Origin of the sequence: Actinomadura sp. NPDC048032 (assembly GCF_040653175.1) — a bacterium.
Taxonomy (GTDB): Bacteria; Actinomycetota; Actinomycetes; order Streptosporangiales; family Streptosporangiaceae; genus Spirillospora; species Spirillospora verrucosospora.
Genome location: NZ_JBEZJP010000212.1, coordinates 1 through 13,229 on the forward strand (window position 1 = coordinate 1; position 13,229 = coordinate 13,229).

16 protein-coding genes are annotated in these 13,229 nt (G+C 71.8%); 4 read left to right on the forward strand and 12 right to left on the reverse strand.

Annotation, left to right across the window (positions count from 1 at the left end; translation table 11 throughout):
- Window positions 1-39: 39 nt before the first annotated feature.
- The 4 genes from AB0C69_RS24970 to AB0C69_RS24985 all read right to left on the reverse strand — a co-directional run bounded on the left by AB0C69_RS24970 (window position 40) and on the right by AB0C69_RS24985 (window position 2,442).
- Window positions 40-690, reverse strand: a complete 651-nt coding sequence (locus AB0C69_RS24970; RefSeq protein ID WP_360357499.1) for a DUF4360 domain-containing protein — start codon at window positions 688-690, stop codon at window positions 40-42.
- A 75-nt stretch (window positions 691-765) separates the two neighbouring features.
- Window positions 766-1,416 carry a DUF4360 domain-containing protein gene (locus AB0C69_RS24975; protein ID WP_360357502.1) on the reverse strand — a complete coding sequence of 217 codons (651 nt, stop codon included), beginning with the start codon at window positions 1,414-1,416 and terminating at the stop codon, window positions 766-768.
- Between the two features lie 271 nt (window positions 1,417-1,687).
- Window positions 1,688-2,044, reverse strand: a complete 357-nt coding sequence (locus tag AB0C69_RS24980) for a DUF488 family protein (protein WP_360357504.1) — start codon at window positions 2,042-2,044, stop codon at window positions 1,688-1,690.
- A gap of 83 nt (window positions 2,045-2,127) precedes the next feature.
- A complete protein-coding gene (locus tag AB0C69_RS24985; RefSeq protein WP_360357507.1) occupies window positions 2,128-2,442 on the reverse strand; it encodes a hypothetical protein in 315 nt (104 codons plus the stop codon).
- A gap of 104 nt (window positions 2,443-2,546) precedes the next feature.
- On the opposite strand from AB0C69_RS24985, the gene AB0C69_RS24990 reads away from it, so the two are divergent.
- The gene (locus AB0C69_RS24990; RefSeq protein ID WP_345185478.1) at window positions 2,547-2,738 is read left to right on the forward strand and encodes a hypothetical protein; all 192 of its coding nucleotides are present in this window, start codon (window positions 2,547-2,549) and stop codon (window positions 2,736-2,738) included.
- Between the two features lie 62 nt (window positions 2,739-2,800).
- Here AB0C69_RS24990 and AB0C69_RS24995 read toward each other — a convergent pair whose 3' ends face one another.
- The 3 genes from AB0C69_RS24995 to AB0C69_RS25005 form a co-directional block, all read right to left on the reverse strand.
- On the reverse strand, window positions 2,801-3,601 hold the full coding sequence (locus AB0C69_RS24995; RefSeq protein WP_360357510.1) for a hypothetical protein: 801 nt from the start codon (window positions 3,599-3,601) through the stop codon (window positions 2,801-2,803).
- Between the two features lie 9 nt (window positions 3,602-3,610).
- Window positions 3,611-3,862: a hypothetical protein gene (locus AB0C69_RS25000; protein WP_360357513.1), complete on the reverse strand. Its 252-nt coding sequence runs from the start codon at window positions 3,860-3,862 to the stop codon at window positions 3,611-3,613.
- 583 nt (window positions 3,863-4,445) lie between these two features.
- Window positions 4,446-6,038: a CocE/NonD family hydrolase gene (locus tag AB0C69_RS25005; protein WP_360357515.1), complete on the reverse strand. Its 1,593-nt coding sequence runs from the start codon at window positions 6,036-6,038 to the stop codon at window positions 4,446-4,448.
- A 106-nt stretch (window positions 6,039-6,144) separates the two neighbouring features.
- On the opposite strand from AB0C69_RS25005, the gene AB0C69_RS25010 reads away from it, so the two are divergent.
- Complete coding sequence (locus AB0C69_RS25010) at window positions 6,145-7,050, forward strand: arginase family protein (protein ID WP_360357518.1); 906 nt, start codon at window positions 6,145-6,147, stop codon at window positions 7,048-7,050.
- 18 nt (window positions 7,051-7,068) lie between these two features.
- On the opposite strand, the gene AB0C69_RS25015 is transcribed toward AB0C69_RS25010, so the two are convergent.
- The 4 genes from AB0C69_RS25015 to AB0C69_RS25030 form a co-directional block, all read right to left on the reverse strand.
- Entirely contained in the window at window positions 7,069-8,184 is a 1,116-nt protein-coding gene (locus tag AB0C69_RS25015; RefSeq protein ID WP_360357520.1) for a hypothetical protein, read from the reverse strand.
- A gap of 77 nt (window positions 8,185-8,261) precedes the next feature.
- On the reverse strand, window positions 8,262-8,858 hold the full coding sequence (locus AB0C69_RS25020; protein ID WP_360357523.1) for a DJ-1/PfpI family protein: 597 nt from the start codon (window positions 8,856-8,858) through the stop codon (window positions 8,262-8,264).
- On the reverse strand, window positions 8,855-9,178 hold the full coding sequence (locus tag AB0C69_RS25025) for a helix-turn-helix transcriptional regulator (protein WP_360357525.1): 324 nt from the start codon (window positions 9,176-9,178) through the stop codon (window positions 8,855-8,857). The genes AB0C69_RS25020 and AB0C69_RS25025 overlap by 4 nt, the downstream gene beginning before the upstream one ends.
- A 54-nt stretch (window positions 9,179-9,232) precedes the next feature.
- Complete coding sequence (locus AB0C69_RS25030; protein WP_360357528.1) at window positions 9,233-10,570, reverse strand: LCP family protein; 1,338 nt, start codon at window positions 10,568-10,570, stop codon at window positions 9,233-9,235.
- A 296-nt stretch (window positions 10,571-10,866) separates the two neighbouring features.
- Between AB0C69_RS25030 and AB0C69_RS25035 the strand changes: the two genes are divergently transcribed.
- Both AB0C69_RS25035 and AB0C69_RS25040 read left to right on the forward strand, forming a co-directional pair.
- On the forward strand, window positions 10,867-11,013 hold the full coding sequence (locus tag AB0C69_RS25035; protein WP_360357530.1) for a hypothetical protein: 147 nt from the start codon (window positions 10,867-10,869) through the stop codon (window positions 11,011-11,013).
- Window positions 11,014-11,028: 15 nt separating this feature from the next.
- Window positions 11,029-11,667, forward strand: a complete 639-nt coding sequence (locus AB0C69_RS25040; protein ID WP_345184717.1) for an HAD-IA family hydrolase — start codon at window positions 11,029-11,031, stop codon at window positions 11,665-11,667.
- Window positions 11,668-11,678: 11 nt separating this feature from the next.
- On the opposite strand, the gene AB0C69_RS25045 is transcribed toward AB0C69_RS25040, so the two are convergent.
- Entirely contained in the window at window positions 11,679-13,184 is a 1,506-nt protein-coding gene (locus AB0C69_RS25045) for a hypothetical protein (protein WP_353834605.1), read from the reverse strand.
- Window positions 13,185-13,229 lie beyond the last annotated feature (45 nt).

Consider the following 13,229-nt stretch of genomic DNA (forward strand, 5'->3'; position numbering starts at 1 on the left):
TGGCAGGGGACGCGGCCCGGCGCGACGGGCGAGGGCCGATCAGCCCGGGCACTTCTTCCACGCGAAGTGGTACGCCGTCTTGACGCTCCCGTCGGTGGAGTCGAAGGCCATGAAGCTGGTCCTCGCGGCGTCCGAGCTGCCCTTGTACACGCGCAGCTCGGTGTTGATGTTGAAGTTGCGGTCCTCGCCGCACGGCTTGAAGACGAGCTCGGAGACGTCCGTGCGGTCCGAGAACTGCCAGTTGTCGGAGTATCCGCCGCGGATCGTGTGGCTGACGGGCGTCGTCTGCGCCATGCCCTGGTGGTAGTAGTTCGCCTTCTCCATCCCGGACGCGCCGTCCTCCAGGTGCGCGAAGCCGCGGTAGTCGGCGCCCGCGATCGCGTACGTGAAGCCCTGCGGGACGTGCACGTTCAGGTTGATCTGGCAGTTCTTGCGGAAGTCGGTCGGGTTGGAGCCGCCGCCGGCCTGGGCCAGGTAGTCGCTGTAGGTGACGGTGAACGCGGTGTTGTCGCTCGCCGCCGCCACCGCGGTCGTCCCCGCGCGGCAGCCCGACCCGTTGACGGTGTTGACGTCGATGACGATCCGGTCGGGCGGGGGCGGATCCGCCGCCGCCGCGGACGCGGGGACGGCGGCCAGGGGGAGCGCCAGGGCGGCCAGGCAGGCCGCCGGGACGGACAGTCCTGTGCGCATCGGTTGTTCTCCTCTACTCGGGGCTGGATCGACGCCGGCACGCTCGGCGCCGGTGGTCGCGGCCGGGGACGGCCGTCACCGCGGGGGGCACTGCTTCCAGGCGAAGTGGTAGGTGGTCTTGATGCTTCCGTCGGTGGAGTCCATCGAGATGAAGCTGGTCTTCGCGGGGTCCGAGGAGCCCTTGAGCACCCGCAGTTCCGTGTTGACGTTGAAATTGCGCTCCTCGCCGCACGGCTTGTAGACGAGCTGCGCCACGTCATTGATGTCGGTGAACTGCCAGTTGTCGGCGTACTGGCCTTTCAGGGTGTGCGAGACGGCGGAGGTCTGCGACATTCCCTGGAAGTAGTAGCTCGCCTTCTCGACGGCGGAGGCGCCCGGTTCCAGGGACGCGAAGCCGCGGTAGTCGGTGGACGAGATCGCGTAGGTGAAGCCCTGGGGGACGTGCACCTTCATGCCGATCTGGCAGTTCTTCCGGAAGTCGGTCGGGCCGGAGGCACCGCCCGCCTGCGCCAGGTAGTCGCTGTAGGTGACGGTGAAAGCCTCCTTGTCGTCCGACACGGCGACCGCGGCCGTGCCGGTCGGGCAGCCCGAGCCGTTGACGGTCGCGATCTCGATGGTCACCCCGTTCGGCCCGTGCACCCGGTGCGGGGACGCGGACGCCGGAACGGCGGTGAAGGCGCCCACGGCAATTGCGGCGGCAGCGGAAACGGCAATCCCTTTACGCATGCGATTCCTCCTCGCTGGGACCTGCGCAAAGGGAGCGTAAACTCGCCCGCCCAGAGGGGTCAATCGCCGATTTTTCACTTATTATCAGCGAGACCCGGAAGGTGAGATACCTTTTTGCGGAGCCTTTGATCAGGAAGGATGGAACGTCCAATGACAGGCCCTTCGAGGGCGTCATGGAAAGGGAGCGCTCCATCCAGATGAACGGAGAATCAACGCGCGGCGTCCAGAAGCGTCAGAAGCGGAGCGCGATCAAGGACGCGCGAGGAGCGCGTCAGGAGGAGTCGCGGAGGCGGGCGGCGATGACGGCCGCCTGGCTGCGGTCGATCTCCTTGGTCGCCGTGAGCAGGGTGACCGTGCCCTGCCGGGCGAGTTCCCGCAGGTGGTCAAGGGCCGCGGCGCGTTCCGGCTCGGCCAGTTCGGCGTCGTAGCGGCGGGTGAACTCCTCGAACCTGGCGGCGTCGTGGCCGTACCACTTGCGGAGTTCGGTGGAGGGGGCGACGTCCTTCTCCCACTCGTCCAGGCGGGCCTTGTCCTTCGACAGGCCCCGGGGCCACACCCTGTCGACCAGGATCCGCGCGCCGTCGTCGGCCGACGGCTCCTCGTACACCCTGCGCAGCCGTACGTCCATGGCGCTTCCATACCCGGAGTCACGGAAGTGACGCTCGGCCACACGGCCCCGTGCGTGCGCGGGCCCCTTCTGGGCGTTCCGGCTCACTGCGAGGTTCGCGGGCGTCCCGGCGGCGACGTCAGGGGCGGGCGGCGCGGCCCGTCGAGATCCGGGGAGGCGGGCCGGGGCCCTCCGGCGGCCGGTCCGCGGCCGGCGGCGGCGCGGCGGGCGAACTCGGCGGCGGCCGTCCGGCGGGCGAACTCGCCGGCGAGGGCGCGGCCGAGGACGTCGTCGTCGGGGCGGTGCCTTTCCAGGTATTCGAGGGCCTCGGCGAGTTCCGCGGCGGTCAGCCCCCGCACCGGTTTCCCGGTCCAGCGCGGAGGGCCGGCGGACGGGGCGGCGCGGGGTTCGGTGGTCACGGCGGGGTCCTTTCAATTCCGGTGCCGGCAAAGCCTTTTCCGTGCCGGCGGCGGGGCGGCGCGGCGCAATGGGCCGCATTCGTGACACCGAATAGAATCGGCACGTGCATTGGTGGAACCAGCAGGCCTGCGAGGCGGCCGCGGAGGCCCAGGCCGCCGATCCCTCGCCGGGGAATCTCATGGCCGCCGCGCAGGTGCAGGCGCTCGTCTCCGTGGCGGAGGCGCTGCACCGCATCGCGGCGGCGCTGGAGGCGCGCGACGATTCCGAGGCGGCCCTTTCCGTCCGGCCGAGATAGGGGCGCGCCGGAGAAAATACCGGTGCGCCCGACCAGGGGGCGCACCGGTACCTCACGGGGCGTCAGGCGTCGCTGAAGGATTTGCGTTCCGTCCTGCCGTTCGCGCTCGGCGCGAGGCGGGAGGTCTTGGCGACCGAGGGGCGCGGCGCGGTCTCGGCCAGGTAGTCGTGGTCGGGCGCCGGGGCGGCGGGGCGCTGGTCGGGTTCGGCCGCCGGGCGGGCCTCGGCGCGGGGCCGGTCCCGCAGCCGCCGGGCCGCCTGCCGGAGGGCGCGCTCGCCGACGAGCCGCGCCAGCTCCAGCCCCCAGCAGTCGAGCTTGTCGGCGTCGGTGAGGTCCTCGCGTCCGCTCAGCTCGGCCGCCAGGCCGCCGAGCCGCTGCGCCTCGGCCAGGTCGAACTCCCGCATGAGGTGGCAGCACAGCTCCGCGAGGGCCGCGTGGTCGCGTTCGAACGACAGCCCCGCCAGGTCGTCGTGCGACAGCCGGCTGAGCGCGCGTTTGCGTTCGAGCTCGCTGTCGGCGATCCGCAGGATGCCGTTGAGGAGGGCGACGGGGCCGGTGCCGGCGCCGCGGCCCTGCGCGGGGGCGAACGACATGCGCAGCACCGCCGCGGAGCCGAGTCCGGCGGCGATGACCCGGACGACCACGAGGCTCGCCGGGGGCGTGGTGGGAGGCAGCCCGAACGTCCAGCCGGAGGCGGTCACCGCGATCAGCGCGACGGTCGACGCGCTGGCGTTGACGAAGACGAACAGCAGCCCGCCCGGGGAGAGCAGGGCCGCGGCGGGCCGGTCGCGGTAGCGCGCGACGAGCTCGGCGAAGCCGATCGCGCCGCCGATGAGGGCGGCGAGGAGCATCTCGATGGTCATGATCTTCCTTTACGCGCTGCGGGCGGACAGCCGGCCGAACGGTGGCTCCTCGGTCCTGCCGCGCCGGGACGGCAGGGCGGCGGGGCGCCGCCGGGCCGCGAGCCCGGCGCGTTCGACCTCCAGGAAGACCAGCAGCCACTCGGCCGGGCCGGAGGCGTTCCCGGAGTGCGTGCGCAGGGCCTTCTCGCGGGCGCCGAGAAAGGCCAGCAGCCACGTGACGGGGCCCGACGCCCTGCCGGCGGCTCGAATTCTTGAATCCATGCGGGAGACCATTCCGCAGCCGTGCCCGGAAGTCGAACCCCTGGGAGTCAATTTTTCCGTCCGAGCCCTCAGAGCCACCGTTCTCCGTCAAATCGGAAACGTCCGCCAGCCCCTACGATCTAAGTTCCCTTGAAGCGTTGAACGGGATGCTGGGACGGAAGTGGGGATTCCTTTACCTGAATTGGCGACAAGACGCTGCGAGACCCGCGAGGGGAGATCCCCATTTATTCGGCGGCCGCCCGCCCCGCGCCGCCGGGCCTCGCGGCTCCCGACACGCCGGGGGTGCGCCCGCCCGCTGCCGGTTCAGAGCCTGGAAACGGACGGAGGGGCCACTCCCCCCGAGTGACCCCTCTCCCCCCGTTCCGCCGTCGCGGTCCCGGCACGGACGCAGAACCGGCCGCTCCCCCCGAAGCGGCTCGCGCCGGCCGTTCGGCGGATGTGAAGAACGTAGCGAGAGGGTCGTCGGCACATCGGGGCTTTGCCCGGCCTTGTCGACGAGTGGGCCACCGTGTGCGATGAGCGGAACACGCTGAGCGTTCGGCGCGCTGGGCGGCGGTCAGGCGGTCCCGGCCCCTCGCCCGGCTCAGGGTCTCCAGAGAGGGAGGTGGACGGCGGAGGGGTGGGCGGCGTCGCGGAGGATCTCGAAGCGGGTGCGGCGGGACGCGACGGCCTGCCCGGCGGGCTCCCGAGTCCCGTGGTTGCGGGCGAATCGGGGGAAGGCGCCGCCCGCGAGCATGACGCGCAGGCGGTGGCCGCGCCGGAAGCGGTACGCGGTCGGATGCATCTCGATCTCGGCGCGCACGGTCCCGGTGGAGGTGATGTGCAGGATGCCGTCGGTGACGTTGCGGGAGACGCCGTCCCGGTCGACGTCGCAGAGCCGGACGAACAGGTCGCCTCGCCCGGTGCTGGTGCGCACGTGGATCGTCGCCGAGACGGGTCCGATCACGTCGAGGTCCTCCGGCAGCGGCGCGCCGGTGAGGACGACCGTGTCGTCGCGGCGTTCGAGGGGGGCGTTGTCGCGCTGCCGCCCCTTGCCCGGTGACAGGAGTGGGCCGCCGACGTTCGGGGTCGGGTCGAAGGGGTCGTAGGTGAACATGGCGGGGGCCGCGTCAGGCTCGTCCCAAACGAGGCCGTGGGACAGGTAGAGCGGCGTGGGCTTGGTTTCGGGCGGGGGCCATTGGTCGAAGTCCAGCCAGGTGTTGGCCTGTTGCAGGTGCAGCCTTACCGGCGCCCTGCGGAGTTGGGCCTTGTCACCGTTCAGGTGGGCGTTCAGCCAGGAGACCTGGTCGTGGAGCGTCGCGCGAAGGGCTTTGGCATCGTGCCCCCAGGGCCCGATGGTGATGCGGACCTGCCGTCCCTCCGCGTGCAGGGCGGCGAAGTCCCTGAGCTGGCCGCGCAGGAAGAGGTCCCACCAGCCCGTGACCATCGTGGTGGGCGTGGTGGTCGCGGGGACGGCGGCGCTGTGGTCGGTGGCCTTCCAGAAGTCGTCGCCCGCCTCGGAATGGGCCGCGACCTCGCGCAGGAACGATTCGGGACGTCCGATGGCCGCCAGGTCGGCCTCCCCTACCGGCAGGTGCCGCATCGCGTGCCTCACGCGCCTGTTGTGGAAGGGCCGCCTTCTCTCCTCCTGCGTCCCCATCAACGATGACCAGACGAGCGTGTTGTGCAGGGCGAGCGCACCACCGGGGTAGAACGAACTGGCGAACTCGGACGCGGTGATGCCCGCCCCCATCGCGGTGAGCGGCGGGTCCGCGTAGGGCGCGACGGCCCACTCGGTGAACCCGAGGTAGCTGGCGCCGACCATCGCCACCCTGCCGTCGCACCAGGGCTGCGCGCGGAGCCACGTGAGCGTCGCCAGGCCGTCGTCCTTCTCGTCGTGGAAGGCGTGGAACTCGCCGCCGGAGCCGAAAACGCCGCGCACGTCCTGCACGACGACCTGGAACCCGCGCCGGACCAGGACCCCGGTGAACAGCCGGACCACGGCCTGCCGCTTGCCGTACGGGGTGCGCATCAGCACGACGGGCAGCGGTCCCGCGCCGCGCGGCCGGTGCAGGTCGGCGACGAGCACGACGCCGTCCGGCATGGGCACCCGCAGGTTCCGGGCCGACTCGACGCGGGGGGACGGCGACTCCGGGAGACCGAGGAGGCGGTCGACGAGTCGTCCCGATGCGGTCATCGAACGCCTTCCCGTTGTTCCGGCCGTTCACCGACGTTCCGGCTTTTCCCGATGTTCCGGCTGCCTGGCGATGTGCCGGGGTGTCCCGGTGTTCTAGATTGCAAGAATGATCGCAGTCCTCGACGCACCGTCCAACCTGGGGCTCCGTCCGCCGCGCGAGGGGCACGAGCCCGGCGTGCGGCGGCTGGCCCGCGCGCTGCGCGGCCACGGCGTCGTCGGCCGCCTGCGGGCCGAGGACGCGGGCCGGGTGGACCCGCCGCCCTACGTGTTCGGCCCGGACCACGAGACCGGCTACCTGAACGGCCCCGGCCTCGTCGACTACACCGAGCGGCTCGCGGCCTGCGTCGGCGAGGTGCTGGACCGCGGCGACTTCCCGGTCGTGCTCGGCGGCGACTGCGGCATCCTGCTCGGCCCGATGCTCGCGCTGCGCCGCCGCGGCGTGTACGGGCTGGCGCACCTGGACGGGCACGACGACTACTCGCCGCGGCGCGACCCCGCGGCCGCCGCGGGCCGGCTGGTCGCCGGCGGGACGGCGCTCGGCCTCGTCACCGGGCACGGCCCGGCCGCCCTCACCGACGCCGGGGGGCTGCGCCCCTACGTGGAGGAGGAGCACGTCGCGCACATCGGCGTCCAGCGGGAGCCGGAGGACTTCGAGCTGTTCGACCTGGACGCCTTCGAGGCCTCGCGCGTGCGGCGCTTCCCGATCGAGTACATCCGCGAGCACGGCGCGGACGCGGCCGCCGAGGGGGCCCGGGCGCATCTGGAGGCCGCCCCGATCGAGGGGTACTGGATCCACCTGGACGCCGACATCCTCGACAAGAGCGTCATGCCGGCCGTCGACTCCCCCAACCCGGACGGCCTGTCGTTCGAGGAGCTGACGTCCGTCCTGCGGACGCTGGCGGCGAGCCCGCGCGCGGTCGGCCTGCACGTGGCCATCTACGACCCGGAACGGGACCCGGACGGCATGGCCGGCGCGGCCCTCACCGACACGCTCGTCGCCGCGCTCTCCTAGGCCGGGTCGCCGCCGGGCTCAAGGGGCCGTCAGGCGTTCGTATTCGTAGAGGACGCTGGCGAACTCGCCTGTCGGCAGCTCGCAGGTGTGTCCTGGTAGCCAGAGATGTTCCAGGCGGACGGTCTGGACGTCCATGCGGATGTGGCAGGCGTTCCCCGTGTGCTCCCAGCCGGGACGTGCCGCGCGGACGACCTCCAGATGGTGGCGGTGGCTCTGCACGTCGTGGAGCAGGAACGCCGTGAGGACGTGCCGTGGTCCGTGCACCGAGGGCGTGAACGCGCTCGCACTGGACGCGGCGGCCGCCAGGTCGACACCGGAATCGGCGAGTTCGGGGAAGAACACCCGGACGCGCCGGACGACGCCGCCGATCTCGATGGGCTGGCAGGGCAGCCGCAGGACGGCATCCGGGTCGACGTAGCCGTGCACCGGCACCCCCGCCACCGTGCCCGCCCACGCCCCGGGGATCCCCTCGAGGAAGCGGGCCCGGGTCAGGGCGTTTCCCAGTTCGCCCATGACGCGTTCCGCCTCGACGCCCTTCGGCATGAAGGTCTTGGTGCCGCCGCGGAGGCGCTTGCCCGCCTCGTCCAGGACGGCGAGGTCGGCCCAGCAGGCGCCGGAGCCGGTCTCCATGACGCCGTGCGGGAGGCAGGCGTCGGGGTGCGGGGTCAGCCCGGCCAGATCCTCCAGCACGGCGCGCGGGGTCTGGACGAGGCCCCATCCCTGCGTCCGCCGGGACACCGCCCCGAGGGCGAGGGACGCCGCCATCGGCTCGCCGTTGCCCTGCCCGCCGAGTTCGCGCTCCAGGCTGCGGCGGCTCTTGAGGGCGCCGACCTGGTGGAGGTACTCGTCCAGGCACCGTCGCAGGACGGCCGGGTCGAGGTCGCAGGACGCCCATCCGGCGACGTCGCGCACGTGCACGGTCGTGCCGTCGAAGTCGAGGCGGTGGTAGCGGTACTGCTCCTGCCAGGGCCGGACCGCGCCGTCGCTCAGCCGTCCCTGGGCGCGCGCTATCGCGGAGACGTCCTCGCCCAGGTCGTTGATGAGAAAGTCGCGCAGCGGGGCGTGCAGGGGGTCGGTTTCTACCGCCACCCGCACCCCATCGCTGCGGAACCGCACCGGAAGCGACATCGCCATTCGGGTGATTATGCCGATAAGCGAAGATCATCACCGGTATGGCTGAATGTTCGTTCCGATCGGGTCGTCCCGGCCCTCTACTCGTCCGCCAGGTACGGGGGCGCGGGCTCGTACTGGATGTAGCGGCGAACCTCGCGCGCGTGGTCGCGGCCGTGGATGCGTCCGACCAGCCAGAGGGCCATGTCGATCCCGGCTGAGACGCCTTGGCTCGTGACGAGGTCGCCGTCGACGACGTAGCGCGCGTCCCGGACGACGGTCACGTCCCCGCGGGCCTCCAGAGCGTCCTCGGAAGCCCAGTGGGTCGCGACCCTGCGTCCCTTGGCCGGACCTGCGGCGTGCAGCAGGAAAGACCCGGTGCACACGCTCGTCACCCAATCGGCCCGTTCAGCGACCTTCGCTATCCAGCCGGTGACGGACGGGTTGTTCACCTGCGTTTCCCTGGCGCCGCGCCCGCCGGGAACCAGGAGGACGTCCAGCGCGGGGTGGTCGTCCAAGGTGTGGTCTGGCACGACCCTCATGCCCTTGTTGCAGCGGACGGGCTCCGTCCGTTCGGCGACCAGCACCGCCTTGTCGCCCTGGTCGCGCACCATGGCCGATGCCGTGAACACCTCCCACGGGCCCACGAAGTCCAGTTCCTCGGCGTCCTCGAACACCAGCAGCCCATACGTGGTCATGCGTACTCCCTCGTTCCTCTGAACCGAACCCGGTAGTCCGACGGCGCGACGCCGACATGCCGGTGAAACGCCCGGCGCAGCGTCTCCCCCGTTCCGAACCCCAGCCGCCGCGCCAGCGTCTCGACCGGCTCGTCCCCCTCCGCCAGCGCCCGCCGGGCCGCCTCGATCCGCACGCGCTCCACATACGCGGCGGGCGGGACGCCCAGCTCGGCGGTGAACCGGCGTTGCAGGTGCGCTGAGACCGGAACGTTCGGCCAGGTCGGCGATGGTGTCAGGTCCAGGATCTGGAAGCCGTCATAGATCACGAAGGCGACGCGCATGGCTCCAGGCTGGCACCGGGGTCCCCGTGGCGTCCACGACGGGCACCCCACACATCACGCCACCCGCTCGCACCCTTCGTCGCTCGCCCGGCTCTCGCCGCGCTGGACCGGGACGCCGCCGGAAGTCCGGACGCGGGTGAACCCCGTCCCGATGACGAGGTCGACGACGCCGGGGGCCGTCCTGGCGCGCGCCGCGACCCGGGCGCCGGGCAGGAGGGCCGCGAGCGCCCTCGCCTGCGCCTCCGCGCCCGTCCCGTAGCGGACGCCGGTGGCCCGCGGACGGGAAACGAGGTCGCCGACCCCGGCGACCTGCCAGCCGGCGTCCCCGAGCTGCGCCGCCACCTGCGCGGCGCGGCCCTCGACCCCGGACGCGTTGAACACCCGCACCTTCCCGGGCCGGACGCCCGGGGCCTTCGCCGGAGCCGGCGCCACCACGTCCTTGCGGAGCGCGTCGAAGAACTCGTCCGCGGCGGGCCGGGTGAGCGCCACGCGGTTGCGGTCCAGCGGGTACGGCGCGGACGGCACGGTGACGAAGCGCAGCTTCCCCGCGTCGAGGTCGCGCATGCCCTGGGCGATCTTCAGCATCTCCGCGACGGACAGCCCCCTGTCGGTCGTCAGCGACTCGGCCGTCGCCCTGAGCAGCGCGTTCAGGCGGCCCGGATCGGTGAGGACGCCCGCGCTCATCGCCTCCCTGGCGAGCGCGCCGAAGAAGTGCTGCTGCCGCCGGATGCGCTCGGTGTCGCTGCCGTCCCCGAAGCCCTTGCGGCTGCGGACGTAGGCCAGGGCGTCCTCGCCCTTCAGCCGGTGACTGCCCTTGGCGAGGGTGAGCCCGGAGTCCTTGTCGTGGACGTCGGCCGTCACGCACACGGGCACCCCGCCGACCGCCGTCGCGATCCGCTTGAAGCCCGTGAAGTCCACTTGGACGAAATGGTCGATGCGGATCTTCGTGAGCCGCTCGACGGTGTGGACCGTGCAGGTGGGGCCCGCGCGGCCGATCGCCTCGTTCAGGAGGGCGACCGCGCTGCCCGGCGCCTTCGTCCCGTCCCGGCGGGTGCAGGCCGGGATGGACACCATCAGGTCGCGGGGGAAACTGACGGCGATCGCCTGGCCGCCGCCCGGCGACAGGTGCAGCAGCACCATCGTGTCGGACGCGGGCGGCTTGCCCCGCAGGCCCCGCCCGTACTGGGCGTTGGCGCCCTCGCGCGTGTCCGACCCCAGCACGAAGATGTTGATCGCGCCGTTGAGCTTCCTGGGCCGGTCTCCCCCGATCAACCGGTCCGCGTCCTCATGCTGGACGGCGTTCTGCAGCCGCCAGTAGTACCCGTACGCGGACAGGCCGCCCGTCACCATCACCGCGGCCGCAGCGACGGCGATCCAAGCAAGCAGCTTCATGAAGCCCTCCCGCCATGTATCGCCGCTCCCCCGCCTTCGAGTTCACGCCTCGCGGGAATTAATGGTTGACACACCGCTCGGGGTTATGACTGAATGTTCCGCATGAAGCTTTGATACTTCTCCGGTTGAGCCGCCCCCGGCGTTGCCGCGGGCCCGCTCCCGTCTCTCTCCATCGCGCCCCTCTTCCGCATGGCACGCGTGTGTCCTGCGGCGATGCGGCGCGCCCTGCCACACTTTCTCGCGGCCTTTCACGGCCGAATTCAGACGTGCCCGGAGGTGATTCCTTCATGCGTGCCATGAACCAGGAAATGAACAGCGACCCCTTCGCCAGATCCCGGAAGAAGGGCAGGCGGAAGAACTCCGACTTCAGGTCGGCGAATTTCGCGAACAACCGCCGCAACGCCCGGCAGATGCCGACCCGGCAGCTCAACCAGGGCCGCTGACCGGCGTCCCCCACCATGACTCTGCCCTGCGCCGCCGTCCTGTTCGACGTCGACGGCACCCTCGTCGACTCGACGCCCCTGGTCGAACGCGCGGGTCGCGAATGGGCCGCCGAGTACGGCATCGACCCTGACGTGTTCATGTCGGGCGCCCACGGCCGCCGCACGAGCGACCGTGTGGCCGAGTTCCTGCCGGCCGGCCAGGTCCGCGAGGCCACCGCGCGCCTGGACGCCCTTGAGGCGGTCAGCACCGACGGCATCGTCGCCCTGCCGGGCGCCGTGGAACTGCTGGCGGACATGGGCGGCCTGCCCCACGCCTTCGTGACGTCCATGGACCGGTCGCAGCTCAAGGTGCGCACCGGAGTGGCCGGCATCCCCTCCCCGCCCGTCGTTGTGACCGCCGAGGACGTTTCCGACGGCAAGCCCGACCCGTCCGGCTACCTCCGGGCGGCCCGCCTCCTGGGCGTGGACCCGTCCGCCTGCGTGGTCGTGGAGGACGCCCCCGCCGGGATCGCGGCGGGCCGCGCGGCGGGGGCCACGGTCGTCGCGCTGGTCACCAGCCACCCGGAGGAGTCCCTGGCCGAGGCCCACCACGTCGTCCGGGACCTGAGCCGCGTGCGGGCCACCCCCACCGGCCTGCGCCTCGCCCTCGGCTGAGCGCCCGGGTCTCAGCCGCCGGCGCTCCCGACCACCGCGGCGTCGATTCCGAGCGAGGCGTGGAACATGGCGTGCACGCGGAACCGGCGCACGGCCGCGAGGTTGAGGTGCTGCACCTGGTGGCTGCCGAGGAACCGCCCCTCCGCGGACGCCCGCGCGGTCAGCAGGCCCGCGCGCCACAGGATCTCGATCAGGTCGTTCGGGTCGCACGAGGGCAGCCATGACGCGGTGCCGTGGGTGGGGACGTCGCCGCAGGCCAGCTCCAGGCAGAGCAGTTCGAGCTCGTCGCGGCGGAACAGGGGCGGGCGGCTGCGGAACGCCTCGAACACGCTCAGCAGCCCCGGGTACTGGGAGCGGTACTCGGCCGCGATGTCCTTCGTCCGCTCGGCGGAGTAGCCGTACTCCGACCGCTCGATCGCGGAGTACGGCACGGGCAGCTTGGAGCGCCGGGCCCTGGCCTGCTCCAGCGCCTCCGAGCAGAACTGGATGAGCTCCCGCGGCCGGTACAGCGTCCGGTCGACCATGTAGCCGAACGACTCGTCCCGCCCTCTGCCGGGCGGCGGCGCGAAGACCGCCGACCAGCAGGCCCGGTCCCCGGCGCGTTCGAGGGCGTCCACCGCGAAGCCGTTCTCGTGGGCCGAGTGCCGGATCCGCCTGGCGATCAGTTCGAGCAGCGAGTCCTCGGACCAGTAGATCTTCTCCAGCAGGTCCCGGTGCTTCTGCGCGTCGTCGTACAGGGCGGGGATGTCGTCGTAGAGCTCCTGCCGCAGCGAGATGTAGACGCGCAGGTTCGGGTGCAGCGCGTTGATGGACACGCACGCCTGGAACAGCCCGGACACGAACGCCTTGGCGTCCTCGGAGGAGTCCCAGCCGCGGTCCAGCTCGTCCACGAGCACCACCACCCGCTGGTTGTCCAGCACCTTGCGCAGCGCCGGCAGCAGGTTCTGGATCTCCTCCAGCTGGTAGAGGCGGTCCAGCTCGCGGGTCCGCACGCCGGCCTCGATCGGCCCGATCTTCACGGCCTCCAGCCGCTTGAGGTAGGACACCAGCAGCGACAGGGGGCCGAGCTGCTGGGCGCCGTGCATGTCCCGGATGTAGTTGTGGATCTGCCGGCCGCCGTTCTTGGTGAGCCGCATCCCCTTGCGCGCGAGCGCCTTCATCACCAGCACGTAGATCAGGTACTTCCACGCGGCGGCGTAGGCGCCCTGCTTGGCCCACGAGCCCGCGTTCTCGGCGGCCATCGTGGAGCTGAGCAGCTCGTAGGAGTAGTCCTCGGGCGACAGCTCGATGACGTGGCCGCCGGCGGCGCGCTCCCGCCTGGCCAGCACCTGGAAGATCGCGCTCTTGCCGGCCCCGCGGTTGCCCATCAGGATCGTCTTCGCGCCGGACCGGACGCGGTGGTAGGCGGGGGACTCCACGAAGTACTTCTCCAGGCCCCGTGAGATGTCGCGCTCCGCGGACGGAGTGCCGAAGTCGAGAACGTCAAGGATCTTGGGCGACAGGGACAACTTCGCCATGGGCCTTCCCGGAAATGGAGGCAGGGGTTCGTTAACAACTTGCAT